The organism is Chitinophaga agri (genome assembly GCF_010093065.1).
Taxonomy (GTDB): Bacteria; Bacteroidota; Bacteroidia; order Chitinophagales; family Chitinophagaceae; genus Chitinophaga; species Chitinophaga agri.
Window position 1 is genome coordinate 3396100 of the sequence record NZ_CP048113.1, and the last position, 21866, is coordinate 3417965.

Sequence of the window (21866 nt, forward strand, 5' to 3'; positions counted from 1 at the left end):
CCTTTACTATGAATGTCAACCGATTCACGCTTATTTTGATTACCGGTATTGCGGTTGTTTACAGACTAGTATATAAGATTGATGAAGATTTTTTTTTGGATGGCATACTCAATGTGTTCACTATCATTGCTGCGACTATTGTAATGATTGGTGTGATAGTGAGAGATGTTAATGACTATAAATTGTCCAGATCTTCTAAACAGTTGCTACCTACTTTTACAAGTGTTCTATTTCTGCTGGTTATCGCCGTGTCGCTATATGCTTTAAACAGGAGAGATAATACGCCGACAATTGTTTTTGCCAGCTATAGTGGTGATTTTAATGGTGCATCGCTTGACCTGCGTGCCAATGGTACTTATAAGTTTACAAATTATGCTCTGGGTGCGGATTATTTCAGGGGAAAGTATACTATAAAAGATAGTGTTATCATCCTGGATAAGTCGGATATTGACAATGTGATCAGGAGTAATAGGTTAGTGATCAGATCAGCGCCGTTCGTACCCGGGACAGGTTTGATGATCTATCAGATAAATAAGCAGGGACAGGTACTTGAAGATGAGCTTTCGTTTCAGGTACGGAGGATAACAGGAGATAATGTAGAGAAAAAAGAAGCCCCCTGGCAATAGATACCAGAGAGCTTATTTTACAATATACAAATGATTACTTACTTCTTCTTTTTCGCTTCTATAACTTCAATTACTTTTTTCCCGTCGAATCAAATTTTTCTGTTTTTACGAGTTTACCTTTCTTGTAAGTCCTACGCTATGCAGAAGAGCGGCCAGTTTTGACAACAAACATTAAAGCAGAAAGTTATTTCAATAGCAGGAAGATCCACTGGACAGTCCAGTAGTAAGGTATAGATTTCTATTCTCCACGGATATAATATTCAATAGGTATAGTCACTCACCAGTATAAATTTCTCCGGCTGTTTGCTATTCTCTTTGAATGAAATTCCTGGTAGTAACTGCATCCCACCGTGCATCAAATATCGCTGATGGTTGATCTGCTATCGCATGCGGCGGATGTATGACTACCGCCTTATATGTTACCTCCTGTGGCTCCAGTACACCTACGATATCAGCAGCCATATCCTTCCTGTTAACAGAAGGCCCGTCATGACGCATTCCCCTTGCCTGTACAGCTACCATTAACGTGCCGGTACCCGGTACATCCACCGAAAAAGAAATACCCGTAAAAGGCTGCTTCGTATCAATAGTTATGATAGCCGAAGCCACATTTACTACTTGCTGTAATCCAAAGCTGACACGTGCCGCAATGATCTTCACTTCCAGGGATGTAGTGTCTTTTCCCGTTGACAGGGCCTGCGCAGGAATATGAAAAGTACCTTCCGGCGTCAATACAGGCGCCACTGTGAAGAAACGTTCTATACCCGCATGCTGATTAAACTGAAAGCCGATTACGGATTGAATGCTCTTACCGCCCGCACGGATCAACACACTATTCAGACGGTTAATATGACTGCCATCCCCGTGTACATCTAACTTACTGTCAAATGCACTACGGATCAGCGCTCCTTTCCTGCTGGCAATACCGAAACGTTGCGCCGCCTGACGGGTAGCCGCTGTTTGCCTGACACTTTCAGGGGCGCTACGCAGAAAATAACTGCCTTTGCGATAATAACCGATCATGTTACCGAGTTTCCCGGTGAAGATGATGATAGAATTTTGCTTAGCCATTGAAATGCATACTGGTGAATACTGAAAATAAGAAAAACCAGGCACTCATCTCGGGCGTAAACAATTGATTATCTGATATTAAATACCCGTTTATCTGCAAAATTCACAACAGCACTGGCCTGGCAGTTTCAATAATCATCAATAGCAGTAAATGAAGGGTTAGAAAATTGCGAAATCTTATCCGGCATACAGTAGACTTTGAGCCTCCATCTAACAGATAGCTATTTAAAGATGATATCGGGGCGGGAAATAGAGGGCCTTATTACACGATATCAACAGTTCATGCTAAAAACCGACAGCTCGTGTACTCTCTTCAGCATCACATTGAAATCTTTGCTAACATTGTGTTATCAATCACGGCTGAGACCTGCGTCCATTACAGGAGAGGGGGGCCTCCTGTTACACCCGGATGCCATTATTGCCAAAAACAAAATAGGACTGTGATCTATGACCACAATCCCCTTTCAATTATATACGGATAAGTTATTTACTACCTAACTGATACTTCGGCATTATCAGCAACCGCACAATGGTGTGGGCTGTAAATGACAGGACAATCACCAGTGCCAGTATCAGCAGCTGTTTGCCCGGCGTATCAAACACATCCAGGACAGAGGAAGTATTGGTCCCTGAGAACAGCATTGCCATCAGGAATACCAGTGCTCCGGCGACCCAGAGTGTGACATGAGAATAGAAATAACGTTTCTTCTGATAACCATTTTTTCCGAATGATGTAAACAGTAATACAACGTGGGCGATAAATGAAATCAGCGCCAGAATGGCGAGGGAAGTGAAAGCAATCATGATTTTACATTTAAGTTGTGCGGTCTGTAACAGTTAATACAACAATAGGTAGATGTATTACTATAAAGATATTATTTTTCACAATTGCTCCCAAACGCACATTTTTAGTGCTGACGAGGCGCCTCTTCCGGTCCAGCTGGCTTGGATGCCGGCTCTTTCTGCCCGTTGTGGCAGGTATAACAGGTCACTGTCATGATCTGCATACCTTTCTCGTCTTTACCGGATTTAAAGAACTTCTTGTTTATACGGTTAGTCATTTTCAGCATCTCACGCGCTGTTTCTTTTTCCTCTTTTGCGTCGCTGGCGAAATCCATTTTCTGTGGATTATCGGCCTGTTTCGCATGGCAATAATCGCATTTTACGCCCAATGCTTTATTGTAAGCGCGCATTTCCTTCATCAGATCGTCATGACTGATGTTCTTTGGTAATACTTTCAGATTCTTTGCTTTTTCCTCAGGAGGTAAGGATAAAGAGCATAATGTAGCTGCCAGCAATAGCGACAGCGGTACCAGGTAGGCTTTTTTCAATTGCATAGATGTAATAATTAGCTTCCTTATAAATCAGGGAAGGAACATACAAAAAATCCCTATACTTAGAAAAATTATTACAGGAGACCCAGTATTTTATGTTTAAGACTGGAAAAACGATACCCAACGGTAAGAGAGAAATCGCTGTTCTGCAGATGCAGGTGTGCTGCCGGCAGGTGGTCGCGGGTGTAGTCGTGACTGACGCTCAGGTAGCTGAAGAAGTGCTCTCCGTTATAGCCCCCGTTGATCTTTCCTATAGCGCTGTATACAAGCGAGATCTCCTTCGGGTTGAAACGGTTATCGTATAAGGGGTATTGTCCGCCAGCCCCCAGCAGCAAAGTCGGACTAATCGTCCAGTGACCACCTTCCATCACAAAGTTAAACGAGTAGCCCACATAACCGATAGCCGATACCCAGGCGGGTTGTGGCTTGACCAGCTCGTATACCATCGAGTCCTTCGGTTCATCGCCTATCAGGTTCGCATGCGTAAAGCTAAACTGCTGGTACTCCGGACTAAACATGAAGAGCAGGCTGCCGGCAGTTTTCTGTTGCAGACTGCTGTAAAAACTAGCGGCGGTATAGGAAAAGTGCTTCGGATTCGTAAACAGGTAAAAATTCGCATTATACCGTCGGTAGCGGATATTCTCAAAGGTAACGGGCGGATCCCTCCGGCGGCCACGTACCTCAAACAGCATCCCATCGACACGCTGAAACCCGGCCTCCACCCCGAAACGATAGCCGAACTGCGAGATGGAGAGGTTACGGTTACGTAAGCCGGTGGTCCGGTCGGCAAGGCTGGTATAGGGTAAAGTAAAATCGTAGAAAAGAGACAGGTATTTGTAATTAAGGTTAAACCCTGTATAGCCTGCATTATTGGCCAGTAAGCGAAAATATTCCCGTGGTGTTGTTTTGGTCTGAAAAATAAAGCTGCTACCGGAATACCCTCCGTACAGCTGTATGTTATTATCTTTCAGAAAAGGCTTTACCCACGCAGTATCACGGGTACGCTGGGCGTACAAACAGCCTGCTCCCATGATCTGTAAAAGAAGGAACAGGCTGATCTGCAGTTGTAGGTTTAAAAAAAAGCGTTTCATTTCATCTCAAAGTCAACTCTATCACTAGAACCTCCACCAGAGGCTTCCTGAACGGTAGCGTGAGCACAATGTCATGACTACCCTGATTTTCTTTTCCAAGATAGTTTATTTCTGAATGATCGTGCAGGAATTGCACATATTTAACTTTTTGATCAAACCCGGGCAAGGCCAATTTATTCAGGGGCCAGCTTAGTAAACGGACATACAGTTTCCTGGTAGCAGGGTTGTAGGTCAGTATGGTACCCGGAGGCGCCTTGAACTTGTCCGGCGCCTGTGTACGGCCGTAGATCGATTGATTATTAAGTACCATCCACCCTCCGAGTACCCCAGTGCATCCTACGCCCGGTGGTCAAATAAGCCGCGGGCGGGCGGCCCGACATTGAGTAATACGTTACCACCTTTACTAACGGAGCCGATCAGCAGTTGTCTCCAGGTTTTTCGAAGCCTATGTTTTTCCGGGAAGGCAATTAAAGAGAAAAGAAGGGCTGCGAACAGTAAAGGATAGCTTTTTTCATAACGGGAGTTGAAGAATTGGGAATTAAGAATTGGGAATTACCTAAAATAGTCACTTCTTTCTAAAAACCCAAGAGGCTGACCGGAGTTAGTTCCGGTCAGCCTCCTATCGGTTAAAAATTATCCACTGTCCTAAAATGCAGGATCCTGAGGTATATTGGTATTATCGTTTCTTTCCACAAAAGGGAAAGGCAGCCAGGAGCGCTTACGCTCGGCAACAGGTCTGCTAAACCTGCGTTGATCTTCCAGTTCCATACCGCTCATGAATAATTCTATACGACGATGCTTGTAGATTAGTGTCAGTAACTCGCTTTGGGTAGTGGCAGCTTCCTCCGGCAATCCGGCACCTACACCAAATGCATCAGCAGCGGGCTGCTTGGTGACCACCTTATTCAGTTCGGTCAGGCCGTTACTCACTTCATTCTTACGTGCATAACACTCTGCTTTGATCAGCATGATCTCGCCAGGCAGGAAGACAGGGATACTCTGTGTCAGCGCCGTGAAAAAGCCTTTCACTCGGAACTTCGGATTGGTACCGATGCCTACATAGAAAGGTACGCGTTTATCCGCGAGATCTGGCTGCAGTCCGACTGGAAGTCCCATAGCTGAGTCAACTACCTGGTAGATATTATTGGTGGTGGTGACCAGTGTGAAGATAGGATTGGTGACTACTGTATTATAGTTAAAAGTAGACGTACCGGTCACTTTATTGGCCGTATTGAGTGCAGTATCATAATCGCCTGCAAAGAGCGCATAACGGGCCTTTAATGCATAGAGCGTACTAAGGATATTCACACCCGGCGGAATATTACTTCTGAATGTCGCACTGATCGTATCCTGAGCGAGTACATTAAGCGCACCGTTGATCACCCGTACCGCTTTCCTGTATCCCTCCTGACTGGTAATAAAAGGTACATTACTACCAGTGGAATCCGGTACGTTCGTCCAGAACATCGACATATTACCAATAGCCATGGCTTTGAACAGGGAAGCATAAGCCACTACACCGGCCCTGTAGTTCACATCAGGAATAACGGCCGTAGCATTATTCAGTACCCTGTCCGCATCAAAGATGATCTTGTTTGATACAGCCCACATACCAGTAACCACTGCGTTGGTGTTCTGTAAACTCGCGCCACCTGCATTTAACTGTCCTTCATCGGCATTACCTGCATTTACGACATAGGTTTCGTTCGTAAGCAGACTACCTGTTGCAATAGATGTATAGATAATGCTTGTTCTGTTGGCGGTATACCAGTTCTGTAATCCCACAGTCAGATCAGCCAGTGCGTTGGGAGAGCTGATAGCCTGATCGTAAGAAGGCCCTGACGGATCTGCATATTCCTTCTTACAGGATGCAGCAGTCAGCAATAACAATCCGGCCAGAAAAGAACGACTATATTGATTGAAATACATTTTCATAATTCTTCATTTTGATGGTTTAGAATCTGGCACGCAGCGCAACATTATATGTTCTGGGCGCAGGGATGCTACCAAAGTCAATACCGCGCAGCACAGTGCTTTGTCCTGCTGCATTCACTTCAGGATCATACCCTTTGTAGTTATCCCATGAATGCAGGTTCCGTCCGCCCACGCTTACCGTCAGGTCGCTCAGTCCTCTGACCTTTCCGATATTATAGCTGAGTGATACTTCCCTGAGTTTCACAAAGGAACCATCATCAATTCTCCATTCCTGGATGTTATAGTTACCGGCAATAAATCCACGCGGTACCAGTCCCAGGTTCTCCTGCTCTGCTACCTTACCATTATCCACACCTTGTCTTGTTCTGAAGTCGGCATTGAACACATCTACGCCCTGCACAAAGTCCAGCTGTGTATGCAGACTGAATTTCCTGTAGCTGAAATCATTGGTAAGTGTACCGGTCCAGTCCGGATTAGGATCGCCTATTTTCTTTTGCAATGCAGTTACACCAGTTGTTGGTGGCAGGCCGGTATTAGGATCTCTGGCAGGCGTATAGGTAAATGGTGAGTTCTGTACGCCCGCTTCTGTCACAGGAATACCAGCAGCATTTTTTAGCTGATTGCCATTAGCATCACGTGCGTAGAAAGTGCCATAGAAGAAGCCGATCGGTTCACCATTGGCAATAGCTACCGGTGCACCACTGACAGTAGAATAGAGAATGATAGACTGTCCGATATCAATTGCTTTATTCCTGTTCCGGTTGAAGATCGCCGTCATATCCCAGGTGAAATCTTTTGTCTTTACAGGCACCACATTCAGTACTACTTCAACACCCTTATTGGAAAGCGTACCGATGTTATCCAGACGTGTGCTGTAACCCTGTGTCGGAGCGATCGCACGTGCGATCAGCAGGTCCTTTACTTTTTTAGTATAATAGTTCACTGACAGGTTAATACGGTTATTCGCAAAAGCCATATCAGTACCAAATTCCAGCTCTTCCTGCCTTTCCGGTTTAATATCCGGATTGGTGTAGGTAGTAGGAGAAGTGAAGGAAGCAGCGCCAACAAATGCGATGGCTTTATAGGTATTAAAGCGACCGTATGCAGGAATACCAGTCAGGTTACCTGACTGACCATAGGCAGCTCTGAGCTTGAACAGGTTCCACCAGTTGGATACACCCAGGTTCTTCCAGTAGTCAGTACCAGACAGCACATAGCTACCACTGAGTTTTGTATAGATCTGATTACGTTCGTCGGCACCAAATACGGAAGAACCATCTCTTCTCAATGCACCAGTGACGAACAGCTGATCACGGTATTTAAAGTTCTGCTGAATGAACTGACCTGATATAGATAATTTAGTACGCTCATCCGCACCAGGTATTAAAGTAGCCGCACCACTTACCGTTTGTACGAACGGCGGTAACCCTCTGCCCTGTTGCAGGGAGTAATGCACCTGCTGGTATTGCAGTGAATAACCTACCTGTGTCACAGATGCGAGATCATTTGTGATCTGGGCATTGTAAGTCGCATTGATATCATGGTTGATAAGGAAAGAGTTATTCACACCAGTGCTCGCATAACCATTCTGAGTCGGATCAAGCGTAGCACCACCACCAAAGAATGCCAGACTTACGTTGTAGGCAAAAGGCGGAATGAAGGTTGTACCATCCTGACTGTAATTATCGATACCCATGTGATAGTCTACGGTCAGATTTTTGATTGGCGTCAGTTTCACTCCCGCACCTGCGATCACCCTGTTCGTTTGTTGCTGCTGTTTGAAGTCTTCGATGATAGACACCGGATTGACACGTCCGCGTTCACCTACAGGGAGCAGATTCCCCAGCGCATTCCGCTGATGGATGTCGTAGTAGTTACCGATAATAGTCACCGCATTTGTCGGAGAGAAGAAAGAGTTGCCATCAGGCTTCTCATTGGTTTTACTATAAATATAGTTGAGTGACGCGTTAAAGCTGAGCCATTTGTTCAACTCCTGGTCTAAATTCACACGGAAGCTGTAGCGATTGAAGTCTGTATTTCTTACAATACCCTGGTTATAGAGATAGTTGGCAGAAGCATAATATCTTGTTCTATTCTGTCCACCGGTCACGGATATATTGTTATCAGTACCTACACCTGTACGGAAGATGTAATCCTGGTAATCATACCGCTGTACGGCGGTGGTATTGGTAATAGCAGGTGTTAATATTGTCTGTGTGGACACGTCGGGCGTACCACCGAACTTGGTAGGCGCCTGGTTTACATCCAGTTTCTTCCGCAGCTCGTTCACGTTAAAGCTGGTAGAGAAATTAACTACCGGTGCACCACCTGCACCCTTCTTAGTGAATATCTGTACAACGCCAGCGTTTGCCCTTGAACCATAAATAGCGGCAGCAGCGGCACCATTCAACACTTCTATACGTTCAATATCGGCGGAGTTGATATCCACCATACGGTTCTGCCCCACATTACCAGCGAAGCTACCTCCTGCATAAGAGGCATCCGCGTTGGTCACACGGGTGGTAGAGTTATCAATGATCACCCCATCGATGATATACAACGGTTCTGTAGAACCACTGATCGTACTGATACCACGAAGTTTAACAGACATACCACCAGCAGGATCACCGGAGTTCTGGGTGATCTGCGCACCGGCCGTTTTACCCTGTAACGCAGACAGCACATTAGATGTAGCACCTTTACTTAATTCATCCGCTTTTACACTGCTGACGTAACTACCTAGCTGTTTACGTGTGGTACCGATAGAGGCACCGGTGATCACCACTTCATCCAGTTTGGATACGGAGGCGGAGAGCTGCTGATTAAGTGTATAAGTTCCTGCACTCCCTATCGCCACAATGCCCTCTTTTTGTGCAAAACCAATACCTGTAAATACGAGCGTATAACTACCTGGTTTGAGATCGGCAGTAATAGTATAGGTACCGTCCACCGAAGTAGTTGCGCCCATTTTAGTCCCCCTGATGGCTACGGTGATACCAGGCAATGATGCGCCTGTTTCATCTGTCACCTTACCGGACAGCTTTACCTGCGCGAAAGCAGCTACGGCAGTAAAGCATTGCAGTACCAGCAAAAGCAGCAGATACCTGCGACTGGCAAGCCGGAATAATGGATACATTCTCATAACTAATTTTTAATAGTAAGCGATAAATAATGGCGTAGCTATTCCCCTTGTTCTTCTACGGAATAGGCCATGAATAACTGACTGATTACAGGTTGGCTGATAAGCGCATTTACGTTTATAAAATGTTGCCGGTGTTATTACCGGAAAAATACTTGCCGTTTTATTATAATATCAGGATACCCTTTTTTCTGTACGATTTCAGTTTCTTCGCATCGGGAGGCAACTCGGTTATTAACACATCAATATCTTCTGCGTCGCAGATCTTTAACTGTTCTGACGTGTCCAGCTTTTCTGAAATGGATAACACCACTACCTTCTTGGCGGTGCTGATCATGGCCCGTTTTACCTGGACTACATCCCAGTCATTATCGGTCAGTCCGTCGGTTGCATCAATGGCGTTGTTACCCAGGAAACACAGATCGGCTTTGATCATTTTTATTTTAGAAATAGCCTCTCCCCCTACGGTGATCTTTGATCCTTTGGATAACTTATCTCCTATCACAATCACCTCTATATTCGGGTGATTGGCATATTCAAAAGCAGCAGGCAGGCTAACGGTTATAAAAGTAGCCTGCAGGTCTCTTGGCAGGACACGCGCCAGTTCCGCGATGGTCGTGCCGCCTGTAGTTAATACAAACATACCGTCATGAATCAGCTGAACGGCTTTTAAAGCAATGGTCTTTTTATCTTCTACGGCATATACATCCTGTGAGGTAATGCCCAAATGAAATGAATTGGATAATGCGCCGCCATGGACCTTAATGATCTTTCCTTCCTGTGCTAACTCTGCCAGATCACGGCGGATGGTATCTTCTGATACCTGAATCTGTTCGCTAAGATGGGAAGACAACACCTTATTATGCAGGTTTACCTGGTGAAGTATATATGCGTGGCGTTCTTCCTTTAACATCAGCGATGATTACGTTGGTTGAATTATAGGACTGAATTTCTGCAAAAAAACGCAGAAAACAAAATATAAACCTGCATTTTTTTGCTGCTTTACGCAGGAATGCGTTATAGCTTGCAGGTTTATGCAGGAAAAGATAACTTTCCCATGCTCACAGCGGGCATACCCGGCTTACCGAAATCAATGCCCTTGCCGGCAATTGCCTCATTGGCCAGTATAGCGAATAATACCGCCTCCTTTGCATCACCTGGGATCCCCAGTTCACTGGTAGTACGTAACTGTAGCCGGGGCAGGCGCTCTTTAATCCATTTCATTAATAAGGGATTATGCGCCCCTCCACCACTCACGTATACAGCGTAGTCCCTGTCTGGCTGCAATACACTCTTCAGCGCATCAGTGATCGTATCTGCACTGAAACGGGTTAAAGTAGCCAGTATGTCGTAGGGAGATATCTCCAGGGTACCACTTGTAATCTGTGCATTATGCACATATATCTTGCTGAAAAGCTCCGGGCCGGTAGTACGGGGAAAAGGCGCTTTAAAAAATGAGTCATCTTTTAATGCCGCCAGCAATACTTCATTCACACGCCCTTGCCTTGCTAAAACAGCGTCCTGGTCATATTCAACCTGGAAATAGGTTCTGGCAAATGCATCCAGCAATGTATTTCCCGGTCCCGTATCGGTTACAAATATGCCGGATGCCTGCAGGTCTCCGGGCAGGAAAGTAAAGTTGGCAATCCCGCCCATGTTCAGCATTACGCGGTCTTCGCCACGTTTCGAGAACAGGCAGTAATCTCCATAGAGGGCCAGCGGGGCTCCCTCCCCACCAGCAGCAATATGCTTTTGCCGGAAATCACTCAGGGTGATAATGCCCGTCCTGACAGCGATATGATCACCATCAATAATTTGCAGGGTGGCGTTGGGAAAGTCAGGTAGCTGATGTAATATTTTAGGACTATGGTATACCGTCTGACCGTGTGAAGCGATCAGGTCTACATCAGCAGGTGCTACGCCCCATTTGGAAAGGCAGGCCAGTATCCAGCTGGCATGCAGATCTGCCAGCCAGGGGTGTAGCAGGCAAAGCTGCTGAAAGGCGATCATATCCCTTGCGAAGACCTTCCTGATCTCATCTTTTACATGTGCCGGATAGGGCACCGTTTCAAAATGTTCCAGGGTGACACGTGTATCCATACCGCTACCGCTGATGGTGCACAGCGCGATGTCCAGGCCATCCAGAGAAGTACCTGACATTAACCCGATAATACGGCGGACTGGCTTTTCAGCGATCGTAAATAGTTGCCGGAGATTCCTGTTCATACCTGCTTATTTTCTGCTTTCAATAGCAGCCCTTACGCTGCCTTTTTCCGCGATCAGCTGACTGGCAGTAGCTTCATCCACATTCAGTTCACTCATCACCATTCGGGTGGCACGGTCTACCAGTTTATGATTGCTCAGCTGCATATCAACCATTTTGTTTCCCTTTACTCTGCCCAGCTGTATCATCACTGAAGTAGAGATCATATTGAGTATTAATTTCTGCGCGGTACCTGATTTCAGGCGCGTGCTACCCGTGAGAAATTCTGCACCTACCGCCGCCTCTACCGGGTATTGTGCTGCCGCAGCCAGCGGACTGCCCTCATTACAGGTAACACATCCTGTTATAATTCCTCTTTCCCGCATTGCCTTCACGCCACCGATCACATAGGGGGTAGTACCAGATGCCGCAATACCGATCACTACATCTTTATCATTTATGCTGTATTTGTCCAGGTCTTGTGCAGCCTGCTGGGTATCATCTTCTGCAAACTCTACCGCCCTGCGAATTGCGGTATCTCCACCGGCAATAATACCTACGACCATTTCATGCGGCACACCAAAAGTCGGTGGGCATTCAGAAGCATCCAGTACTCCCAGGCGCCCGCTGGTACCAGCGCCTATATAAAACAGTCGCCCGCCCTTTTTCATCTTTTCAACGATGGCGGTGACCAGTAATTCTATTTGTGGAATTGCTTTTGCGACTGCGAGGGGCACAGTCATATCTTCACTGTTCATCCCTTCCAGCAGGGCACGAACGCTCATCTTCTCCAGGTCGTTAAAATGGGAAGACATCTCGGTAGTAAGCATAGCTTTCACTTTAAAGTTTATAGATCAGGATAGCGGTCTGTCTTTCTGAAGGTTCCTTGAATTGAGCCATAAACCAATGAACATGAACAATCCGTTTATGATGAGTAACTCCAGTCCCAGTTTATAACCATTGAAGAGATACTGCTGGAAGTACTCCAGCCCGAAACACAATACCGGCGCAGCGACAGCGATCTTTGGCACCATATCATCATTCACCGTCCGTTTGGTCAGGATACCGAATGCGAAGAGTCCGAGTAAAGGTCCGTATGTGTAGGAAGCGACCTTCAGGATCACTGAGATCATACTGGAGCTGTCAATACGTTTAAAGATCAGCACGACAACCAGGAATACCGCCGTGAAAGCCAGGTGTACAATGCGTCTTATCTTTTTCTTTTCCTCCTCCGATCTTGGTTTGTCCGTCTGAATGTTGAGAATATCGATACAGAATGACGACGTCAATGCCGTGATAGCACCATCAGCACTGGGGAACAAGGCGGATATCAATGCGATGATGAAGATAATAGAGATGGCAGGAGGCATATATCTTGCATCCAGTGCCAGTGTCGGGAACAGTTTATCAGCTGATGCGGTAACATTGATCTGTTCAGCAAACAGATATAATAATCCCCCGAGGAACAGGAAGAGAATAATTACAACGACAAAGATGACACTCAGGGTCATGACGTTCTTCTGTGCATCTACCAGGCGTTTTACGGAGATATTTTTCTGCATCATTTCCTGGTCCATACCCGTCATGGTGATGGTAATGAACGCACCACCCAGTATCTGTTTCAGGAAAAAGTGCGGGCTGTTCGGGTCCCAGAAGAAGACCTGTGACATGCCTTTTTCTCCCATGGCCTGCAAGCTGTCACCAACACTTAAGTTCAGGTGGTTGAGAATGTAGATGATCACGATCACCAGACCGGCCAGCATGCAGGTAGTCTGTAATGTATCTGTATATACAATGGTCTTCACCCCCCCTTCAAAGGTATACAGCAATATCATTAATAAGATGATCATGGTGGTCACCCAGAAAGGCACCGTGAACTGGTCTTTAAATGTCTCCTGTAACAGGTTCTGCAGGATATTCACCACAAGGTATAACCTGGCAGTAGCGCCAAGTGTACGTGACAGGATAAAGAAGGAAGCACCCGTTTTATAGGCCTTGATGCCGAAACGGGTATTAAAATAGTTATAAATAGATGTCAGTTGCAGCCGGTAATATAAGGGCAGCAATACGAAGGCAATAGCCACATACCCCAGCATATTCCCCAGTGCGATCTGCAGATAGGAAAAGGCAGTATGTCCAACATCTCCCGGCACACTTACAAAGGTCACCCCGCTCAGGGATGTACCGATCATACCAAATGCGACCAGCATCCAGTTACTGTTGCGGTTGCCTATAAAGAAGGATTCATTGTTGGAATTTCTGCCGGTGTACCAGGCGACTACTAATAAAATAACGAAATACGCAATGACTATTGAAAACAAAAGGCCTGCTGTCATAACCCGGGAATTATAGTTTCAGTTGATATAAAGCCGCATAAAAACGCACATTCACATTTCAATATAGTAACAAAAACGCAAAATAGCTAGTAGTAATATGCAGAAAAACGAATTAATTTGGAGATTCACCTACTACCACCCAAAACTATGCGTATGAAAAAACTGCTTCTGCTGGTGATAACCGCATTTATCAGTCTTCCGGTCCTGGCTGATGTGATACGTATCAATCAACTGGGCTATCCACCACACGGGAGTAAGGTTGCAGTTTGGTGCAGTAAGGAACAAGATACATTAAAATATTTTGAACTGGTCGATGCAACTAGTGGCGACGTGATGTTCAAAAGTAAAGCTATGAGGGCGGCAGGTGCGTATGGACCTTTCAGGCAAACCAGCCGGCTGGATTTCTCTTCCTTTCACACGCCGGGGCAATATTACCTGCGCGCCGGAAGCACCACCTCTCCTACGTTTTCCATCAGTGATACTGTTTATAAAGGGACCGCCGATTTCTGTCTGCGTTATATGCGGCAGCAACGTAGTGGTTTCAACCCTTTCCTGAGAGATTCCTGTCACACCCATGACGGATTTCCGGTATATGGCCCGGATACCACCTTTGTTCGTGTTTCCGGTGGCTGGCATGATGCTTCTGATTACCTCCAGTATGTCACCACCTCAGCCAATGCAACCTGGCACCTACTGGCAGCCGCACGCGACTTTCCGAAGGTATTTTCCGACTCATTGCAGGCCAATGGCCTACCAGGGAGTAACCAGCTACCGGATGTACTGGATGAAGCAAAATGGGGGCTGGACTGGCTGATTAAAATGAACCCCGGGGACGACAGGATGTACAACCAGGTAGGTGATGACCGTGATCACCAGGGTATGCGTATCCCTAAACAGGATACCAACTTTTACGGCCGCGGTCTGGAACGTCCGGTGTATTTCTGTACCGGCGAACCACAGGGATTACTGAAATACAGGAACCGGGCTACAGGAACAGCTTCCACTGCCGGCAAATTCAGTAGCTGCTTCTCATTAGGGCAGCAATTGTTTGCGCACTCCGGATATGCGGACACATTGGGTCATAAAGCGAAAGCTGCCTATACTTTTGGTATGGCTAAACCAGGCGTATGTCAGACGGCCCCCGGCCGATCACCTTATTTCTATGAGGAAGACAACTGGACGGATGACATGGAGCTGGCCGCTGCTCACCTCGGGAACAACTACCTGGATACCGCCTGGCACTTTGCGCTACAGGAACCCGTTACACCCTGGCTGGGTAAAGACACTGCCAGGCATTATCAATGGTATCCGTTCATCAACCAGGGGCACGCTGAACTGGCCAGACAAATAAGTGGTGCCAGAAAAGATACGCTGATACACTATTACAAAGTGGGCATTGAACGTGTATGGCAGAAGGCCCGGCTGAACGCTTTCTATCGGGGCGTACCATTTATATGGTGTAGTAATAACCTCACTGTTGCTTTTGCCATTCAGTGTTACTGGTACCGCCAATTAAGCGGAGACGATACCTACCTGCAACTGGAACAGGCATGCTTTGACTGGATCTTTGGCTGTAACCCTTGGGGAACATCCATGGTATACGGATTGCCTGCGAATGGAGACACGCCTGCCGATCCGCATTCTTCTTTTACGCATTTGAAGCAGTACCCGATCGATGGAGGACTGGTAGATGGACCAGTATATACCAATATCTTCAAAAACCTTATCGGTATACAGTTGCAGGATGCGGATGAATATGCCGCATTTCAGAGTGACCTGGCTGTGTATCACGATGACTATGGCGACTATAGCACCAATGAACCGACGATGGATGGTACAGCAGTGCTGATCTATCTGCTGGCAGCGCAGGAAAATCAGGCACGTCGTAGCGGGTATACCATTACACACGGAGGTATCACCCGGATGGACAGTACACATCAGGAAATTGCACTCGTCTTTACAGGTGATGAATTTGGAGATGGCTTATCCGCTATCAGTAAAACATTACAACAGGAAAAGGTGAAAGGCTCCTTCTTCTTTACAGGTAATTTTTACCGCAATAAAGCATGGCAACCTGCTATCCGGCAACTATATAAAGAGGGTCATTACCTGGGGCCACATTCTGATAAACACCTGTTGTATTGCGACTGGAATAAGCGGGATAGTCTGCTGGTCACAAAGGAACAGTTCCTGCAGGATATGAATGCTAATCTTGACGTGATGCAGCAATTGGGTATTGATACGGCGAACGTGCGCTGCTATATTCCCCCGTATGAATGGTGGAATGACAGTATTGCAGGATGGTCTGCAGGTATGGGCTTACAGATCGTATGCTTTACACCAGGTACAGGTAGCAATGCGGACTATACCTACCCTGAGATGGGGATACGATATAAAAGCAGTAAGGCGATCGTTCAATCAGTAAAGGCATTTGAAAAAAATAAAGCAGGGAAGCTGAACGGGGTCATATTACTGATACATGCAGGTACAGATGCCCGTAGAAAGGACAAACTATACCTGCAATTACATCAGCTGATCAATTATCTGAAACAAAAAGGTTATCGTTTCAGGAGAGTGAACGACCTGGTTATCTGACCTGGCCATCCCCCCTGACAAACCATTTTTCGGTCACCAGTTTTTCCAGGGCAAAAGGTCCGCGGGCATGCAGTTTCTGAGTAGAGATCCCGATCTCAGCCCCCAGTCCGAACACACCACCATCCGTGAACCTGGTAGAGGCATTTACATATACAGCAGCGGCATCTACTTCATTGAGAAAGCGTTCGCTGATAGTTTTGTCCTGAGAAACGATCGCTTCAGAGTGTTTTGAAGAATACTGCTGAATGTGGTCCAGTGCTTCCTCTATGCCGTTCACTATTTTCACTGAACATTTAAAATCCAGGAATTCTCTTCCGTAGTCAGTAGGCGCAGCCTTGATCAGGTAAGGATATTCCAGGGCCTGCAGGATATTAAATGATGTTTCATCTGCAAAGATCTCCACATCATAATCCTGTAGTGCATCTGCCAGTAAGCGCAGTAGTTCCGGTGCGACAGCTTCATCTACCAGTACAGTGTCCAGTGCATTACAGACAGAAGGACGGGATACCTTTGCGTTCGTGATGATAGCGCTGGCTTTCTCCAGATCTGCCGTCTTTTCCACATATGTGTGGCAAACACCTGCCCCCGTTTCAATAACCGGTACTTTGGAATTTTCACGTACATAGTCGATCAGCTGCTGAGAGCCACGCGGAATGATAATATCAATATATTTTACAGCAGTCAGCATCTCACCGATCAGGGCCCTGTCGACTGGCAACAACTGTACCGCACTGGGATGTACGTTAAACTCCTTCAGCACCTGCTGAATAAGGTCCACCAGAATGATATTGGTATGAAAAGCATCCGTACCACCACGTAATACAGCCACATTACCCGACCGGATGCAGAGGGCTGCAACATCCAGTGTTACATTAGGACGTGATTCATAAATAACGCCTACGACGCCCAGGGGTACCGTACGCTTCTGAACCTGTAATCCATTGGCCAGTGTTCTTTCCAGTAACAGCTGGTTAGCCGGATCTTCCAGGCTGGCGATATCATTCAGACTGTCCGCCAGCTGTTTGATACGGGCAGCATTCAATAACAGGCGATCCTTTTTGGGATCCTGATCAGACATCTTATCCAGATCCTTTTGATTCTCAGCAACGATCGCATCGGTATTACCTTCGACAACGGCAGCGAGCTTCCGCAGCAGTTGCTGCCGCTGGGCGTCAGGCAACGTTTTCAGGGAACGAGTGGCTGCCTGTGCCTTTTCCAGTAAAGGTTGTATGGACTCCATCTTACTTTTTCCTTTTTTGGTTATAACAAAACGATATCGTCTGCATGTGCGACTTCGAGGTTTTGTACTTTTCTATCTTCTGCCAACAGCTCTGAAGATACCTTTGCCCTGGCCACTGCAATCACATTGTGTTCTTCATCCACGATCTCAAACACCTCACCTCCTTCAAATGATTCCAGCACGGTCAGTACACCCACCGCCAGCAGACTACGTCTTTTCTGCAAGGCAGTCAGCGCTCCCTCATCCACCAGTACGCGACCGGTCACCAGGCTGCCGCTGGCCAGCCACTTCTTACGGGCAGGCATGCTGCAGGGCTGTGGCAAACATAAAGTACCGGTGGTGCCTGCTATAGCATTCAGGATGCCATCGGTCGTGTGGATACCAAATATAACAACTTTAATTCCCATACGGGTGGCGAGGCGCGCGAAAGTCAGCTTAGACACCATGCCACCCAGCCCCAGATTTGATTTTTTTGTATCAGCTAAGGACAGGATAGACTCATCAATAGCTGTGATATGAGGAACCACCTTCCCTTCCCTGTCCAGGACACCACCCACCGAGGTACTGAACAAGAGCATGGAGGCGCCGAAACCCACTGCTATCAGGGTCGCCAGTTCGTCGTTGTCAGAGAATTTGAGTTCCAGGTCACTTACCACGTCATTTTCGTTGGCAACAGGAATGACGCCACTTTCCCACAATTCCTCATAGGTTTTTTTCAGTTGCAGGAACTGCGCCCTGTTGCTGAAATGCCTGCGCTCACAAAGACTCTGGGCGATGGCAATGTCATAAGGGGAGAAATACCGGGCGTATTTGCTCAGCAGCAACGGGTTACCTATGGCTGCTGCAGCCTTACGTTCGCTCATCGTTCCACTATAGTTCTTCAGGTATTTTTTACCTGCCGCCACGGCTCCTGACGACACCAGTACGATATTATATTCGTCTTTAAGATCGGCCACCTGTCTGGCTATGGCTGCTACTATTGTTTCATCCAGCTCCCCGTTTTCATGTGTGATGGAAGCTGTACCAAATTTTATTACTAATATCGGTTTTGTCACTGCTCGCTGAATTTGCCGACAAAATATTGAAAATGCCTCATTTTTTCATTATTTACATTTCATTTAAACTCTTTTACCCGGCTGTGACAAGCTGTTTATTCCGGAACTTTTATTTTGCGGGGTTATCTAATCGTTAAAACACATATTGACAATGGGCGCACGTCAGGCTACTCGTCTTTCCTTAATCACGGCATTTTCTCTATGCACCCAGCTTTCCCTGCAGGCGCAGGACAAAAATCTGGTGCAATACGTAAAACCTATTATTGGTACGGCAAAGATGGGGCATACCTATCCCGGAGCGACTGTGCCGTTCGGCATGGTACAATTGAGTCCGGAAACAGATACGATCCCGTATGAAATGAACGGACGTTACAACCCGGACGTTTATAAATACTGCGCCGGTTATCAGTATGCAGATAAAACCATTACAGGATTCAGCCATACGCATTTCAGCGGCACCGGCCACTCCGATCTGGGAGACTTCCTGATCATGCCTACCACAGGTAAGCTGCTGCTGAACCCTGGTACAGCAGCGAATCCGGAAACAGGCTACCGGTCTACTTTTTCACATGACAACGAAGTAGCGGAAGCAGACTATTATAAAGTAAAACTTGATAAATATAATATCACAGCCGAACTGACCGCGACCAACCGCGTTGGCTTTCACCAATATACGTTCCCGGAAGCAACCGACCAGGCGCATATCGTACTGGACCTGATGGCAGGTATCTATAACTACGGTAACAAGAATGTGTGGACGTTTGTGAGAGTTGAAAATGATACCCTGATCACCGGTTACCGGCAGACTAACGGATGGGCGCGTACGAGGACAGAGTATTTTGCGATGAGCTTCTCCAAGCCTGTTTCACAATATGGCCATCAGAACTATGCAAATGATGTATACAAAGGTTTCTGGCGCAAATTTGATGTAGCACATAACTTCCCGGAAATGGCCGGCCGTCAGATCAGGGCCTGGTTTGACTTCAAGGTACAGGCAGGAGAAAAGATAAAGATCAAGTTTGCCCTGTCTCCTGTAAGCACGGAAGGAGCGCTGGCTAACCTTCGGGCAGAAATACCAGGATGGGATTTCGAGAAAGTAAAACAGGATGGTCAGGCACAGTGGAACAAAGAACTGCATAAGGTGACTGCACAGCTGAACAGCAATGATGAGATGATCAACTTTTATACAGCCATGTACCATGCGTTCCTGAGCCCAACCACCTATATGGATACCGACGGTAGCTACCGTGGTCTGGACCAGAACAATCATAAAGCAGAAGGCTTCACGAACTATACTACATTCTCTCTGTGGGATACATACAGGGCATTACACCCCCTATTTAACGTGATCCAGCCGAGGCGTAATGCTGACATGGTACAGTCACTGCTGGCACATTATGATCAGAGCGTACAGCATATGTTACCAGTATGGTCCCATTATGCGAATGAAAACTGGTGTATGATCGGTTATCACAGTGTATCACTGATCGCAGATGCAATTATCAAGGGGAATGCACCATTCAATGAAGAGAAAGCCCTGGAAGCGTGTGTTACGACAGCCAGACACCGTACCTATGATGGTATAGGATATTACATGGACAAAGGTTATGTGCCGGAAGATAAAAGTGGTGCATCTGTATCCAAGACACTGGAGTATGCGTATGATGACTGGTGTATCGCACAGATCGCAAAGAAACTGGGCAAACAGGATATCTATGATGAGTTCATCAAACGCTCTCAGAACTTCCGTAACGTGTACGACGCCAGTATCGGTTATATGCGTCCACGCCTGAATGATGGTACATTCCGTGCAGCATTTGATCCACTGAAAACGGATAACCAGGGCTTCATTGAAGGCAATGCATGGAACTACAGCCTGTATGTACCACATTACCCTGCAGAGCTGATTGAACTGAACGGTGGTAAGAAACGTTTTTCCAAGCACCTGGATTCCCTGTTCACCATGCACCTGCCGGATGAATTTTTTGCAGAAACAGAAGATATCACCCGTGACGGTATCATCGGTAACTATGTGCATGGTAATGAGCCATCTCACCACGTAGCATATCTGTACAACTGGACCGGAGAAGCATGGAAAACACAGGAGAGAGTACGTATGATCCTGAAGAAAATGTACCATCCGGGAGCAGATGGTCTGGGTGGCAATGACGACTGTGGTCAGATGAGCGCCTGGTATATCTTCACTTCTCTGGGCTTCTATCCTGTATGTCCTGGTTCAGATCAGTACATCCTGGGCAGCCCCGCGGTGAAAGAAGCTACTATCCAGCTGGAGAATGGCAAGACTTTCACAGTAGAAGCGATCAACCAGAGTGATAAAAATGTGTATGTACAGAAAGTGACATTGAACGGTCAGCCGGTACAAAACAATACGATCACACATACGGACATCATGAATGGCGGCCGTCTGGTATTCCAGATGGGAGCTAAACCTAAGAAGTAGTTTATCCATAATACGTCGGAGGGACAGATGAGAGGAACAGCCTCTTGTCTGTCCCTTTTACTTTTTACTTATTTTTATAAGTGCTAACCCATACATATGAAAGCACTTCCCCCACAGCACAGTTTCAGGTTCCACAACCTGGGCATAGGTGAGATTCAGCTTGGCAAAAAGCCGGAAAAAGTTCCGGGCATGTTACCATTTCCTACTTATGGCAGCAAAGACTTTTTCCGGATCCATCCTAATGAGGCTCATTATCATGCATTTGCAGGTAATGCGAAGGGAATGATAGAACGGGACGACACGGGTATTGACCTACGGCATCTGATCACCAGTATGAATGAGAGTGGGTTTATTAACAGGATCTTTTTGTATCCGCAGGGTCAGATAGCACAACTGGCATGCAGATTGAGTCAGTTATATGGAGAGCCATTCGCGTATAAGCTGCCGGCAGGCGTCCGGAATGTATGGATTACGAACAGTGAAACAGAAATAACATTATTTACCCCCGAGGGTAATGCCATACGGGATACAGTCATTACTTTCAGATTCTTTCATGATCTCGTTGCATTGAAGGAATATATCATTGAAGGTAGCACGTAACTAAAGTGGCAGAAAAGAAAAGGCCTGCTAAAAAGCAGGCCAGTTATGGTACTTTGGGGGGGACAATACAATTAGGGTTTTCAAAGGGTACAATATTTTAAATCAGCATTCAGGCTTAATTGCCTTCTCAATATTAGAGAAAATAAAGTTGATCTGACAGTCATGGAGAACGTAAACGAA

Annotated in this window: 16 protein-coding genes; 4 read left to right on the plus strand and 12 right to left on the minus strand. The window is 46.4% G+C overall.

Annotation, left to right across the window (positions count from 1 at the left end):
• Positions 1 to 8: 8 nt before the first annotated feature.
• Positions 9 to 626, plus strand: a complete 618-nt coding sequence (locus GWR21_RS13385) for a hypothetical protein (RefSeq protein ID WP_162332233.1) — start codon at positions 9 to 11, stop codon at positions 624 to 626.
• Between the two features lie 306 nt (positions 627 to 932).
• Here the strand turns inward: GWR21_RS13385 and GWR21_RS13390 are convergent, their stop codons facing one another.
• The 10 genes from GWR21_RS13390 to GWR21_RS13435 all read right to left on the minus strand — a co-directional run bounded on the left by GWR21_RS13390 (position 933) and on the right by GWR21_RS13435 (position 13735).
• A complete protein-coding gene (locus GWR21_RS13390) occupies positions 933 to 1697 on the minus strand; it encodes a hypothetical protein (RefSeq protein WP_162332234.1) in 765 nt (254 codons plus the stop codon).
• 483 nt (positions 1698 to 2180) lie between these two features.
• Positions 2181 to 2501: a hypothetical protein gene (locus GWR21_RS13395; RefSeq protein ID WP_162332235.1), complete on the minus strand. Its 321-nt coding sequence runs from the start codon at positions 2499 to 2501 to the stop codon at positions 2181 to 2183.
• Between the two features lie 104 nt (positions 2502 to 2605).
• Positions 2606 to 3034, minus strand: coding sequence for a c-type cytochrome (locus GWR21_RS13400; RefSeq protein WP_162332236.1), 429 nt, complete (start codon positions 3032 to 3034; stop codon positions 2606 to 2608).
• A gap of 71 nt (positions 3035 to 3105) precedes the next feature.
• Positions 3106 to 4122, minus strand: a complete 1017-nt coding sequence (locus GWR21_RS13405; RefSeq protein ID WP_162332237.1) for a DUF4421 domain-containing protein — start codon at positions 4120 to 4122, stop codon at positions 3106 to 3108.
• A 645-nt stretch (positions 4123 to 4767) separates the two neighbouring features.
• Positions 4768 to 6057, minus strand: a complete 1290-nt coding sequence (locus GWR21_RS13410) for a RagB/SusD family nutrient uptake outer membrane protein (protein ID WP_162332238.1) — start codon at positions 6055 to 6057, stop codon at positions 4768 to 4770.
• A gap of 19 nt (positions 6058 to 6076) precedes the next feature.
• Positions 6077 to 9199, minus strand: coding sequence for a SusC/RagA family TonB-linked outer membrane protein (locus GWR21_RS13415; RefSeq protein ID WP_162332239.1), 3123 nt, complete (start codon positions 9197 to 9199; stop codon positions 6077 to 6079).
• 163 nt (positions 9200 to 9362) lie between these two features.
• Positions 9363 to 10109, minus strand: a complete 747-nt coding sequence (locus tag GWR21_RS13420) for a DeoR/GlpR family DNA-binding transcription regulator (RefSeq protein WP_162332240.1) — start codon at positions 10107 to 10109, stop codon at positions 9363 to 9365.
• A 119-nt stretch (positions 10110 to 10228) separates the two neighbouring features.
• The gene (locus GWR21_RS13425) at positions 10229 to 11422 is read right to left on the minus strand and encodes an anhydro-N-acetylmuramic acid kinase (RefSeq protein WP_162332241.1); all 1194 of its coding nucleotides are present in this window, start codon (positions 11420 to 11422) and stop codon (positions 10229 to 10231) included.
• Between the two features lie 6 nt (positions 11423 to 11428).
• The gene (murQ, locus tag GWR21_RS13430; RefSeq protein ID WP_162332242.1) at positions 11429 to 12229 is read right to left on the minus strand and encodes an N-acetylmuramic acid 6-phosphate etherase; all 801 of its coding nucleotides are present in this window, start codon (positions 12227 to 12229) and stop codon (positions 11429 to 11431) included.
• 24 nt (positions 12230 to 12253) lie between these two features.
• Positions 12254 to 13735 carry a sodium:solute symporter gene (locus GWR21_RS13435; RefSeq protein ID WP_162332243.1) on the minus strand — a complete coding sequence of 494 codons (1482 nt, stop codon included), beginning with the start codon at positions 13733 to 13735 and terminating at the stop codon, positions 12254 to 12256.
• Between the two features lie 153 nt (positions 13736 to 13888).
• Here GWR21_RS13435 and GWR21_RS13440 point away from each other — a divergent pair, with 153 nt between their 5' ends.
• The gene (locus GWR21_RS13440; protein WP_162332244.1) at positions 13889 to 16330 is read left to right on the plus strand and encodes a glycoside hydrolase family 9 protein; all 2442 of its coding nucleotides are present in this window, start codon (positions 13889 to 13891) and stop codon (positions 16328 to 16330) included.
• Here the strand turns inward: GWR21_RS13440 and GWR21_RS13445 are convergent.
• Together GWR21_RS13445 and proB are read right to left on the minus strand one after the other, a co-directional pair.
• Positions 16323 to 17570: a glutamate-5-semialdehyde dehydrogenase gene (locus tag GWR21_RS13445; RefSeq protein WP_162332245.1), complete on the minus strand. Its 1248-nt coding sequence runs from the start codon at positions 17568 to 17570 to the stop codon at positions 16323 to 16325. The genes GWR21_RS13440 and GWR21_RS13445 overlap by 8 nt on opposite strands.
• Before the next feature lie 20 nt (positions 17571 to 17590).
• Entirely contained in the window at positions 17591 to 18625 is a 1035-nt protein-coding gene (gene proB, locus GWR21_RS13450) for a glutamate 5-kinase (RefSeq protein WP_162332246.1), read from the minus strand.
• A 151-nt stretch (positions 18626 to 18776) separates the two neighbouring features.
• Here proB and GWR21_RS13455 point away from each other — a divergent pair, with 151 nt between their 5' ends.
• Positions 18777 to 21086: a GH92 family glycosyl hydrolase gene (locus tag GWR21_RS13455; RefSeq protein WP_162332247.1), complete on the plus strand. Its 2310-nt coding sequence runs from the start codon at positions 18777 to 18779 to the stop codon at positions 21084 to 21086.
• A 96-nt stretch (positions 21087 to 21182) separates the two neighbouring features.
• Positions 21183 to 21686: a hypothetical protein gene (locus tag GWR21_RS13460; RefSeq protein ID WP_162332248.1), complete on the plus strand. Its 504-nt coding sequence runs from the start codon at positions 21183 to 21185 to the stop codon at positions 21684 to 21686.
• Positions 21687 to 21866 lie beyond the last annotated feature (180 nt).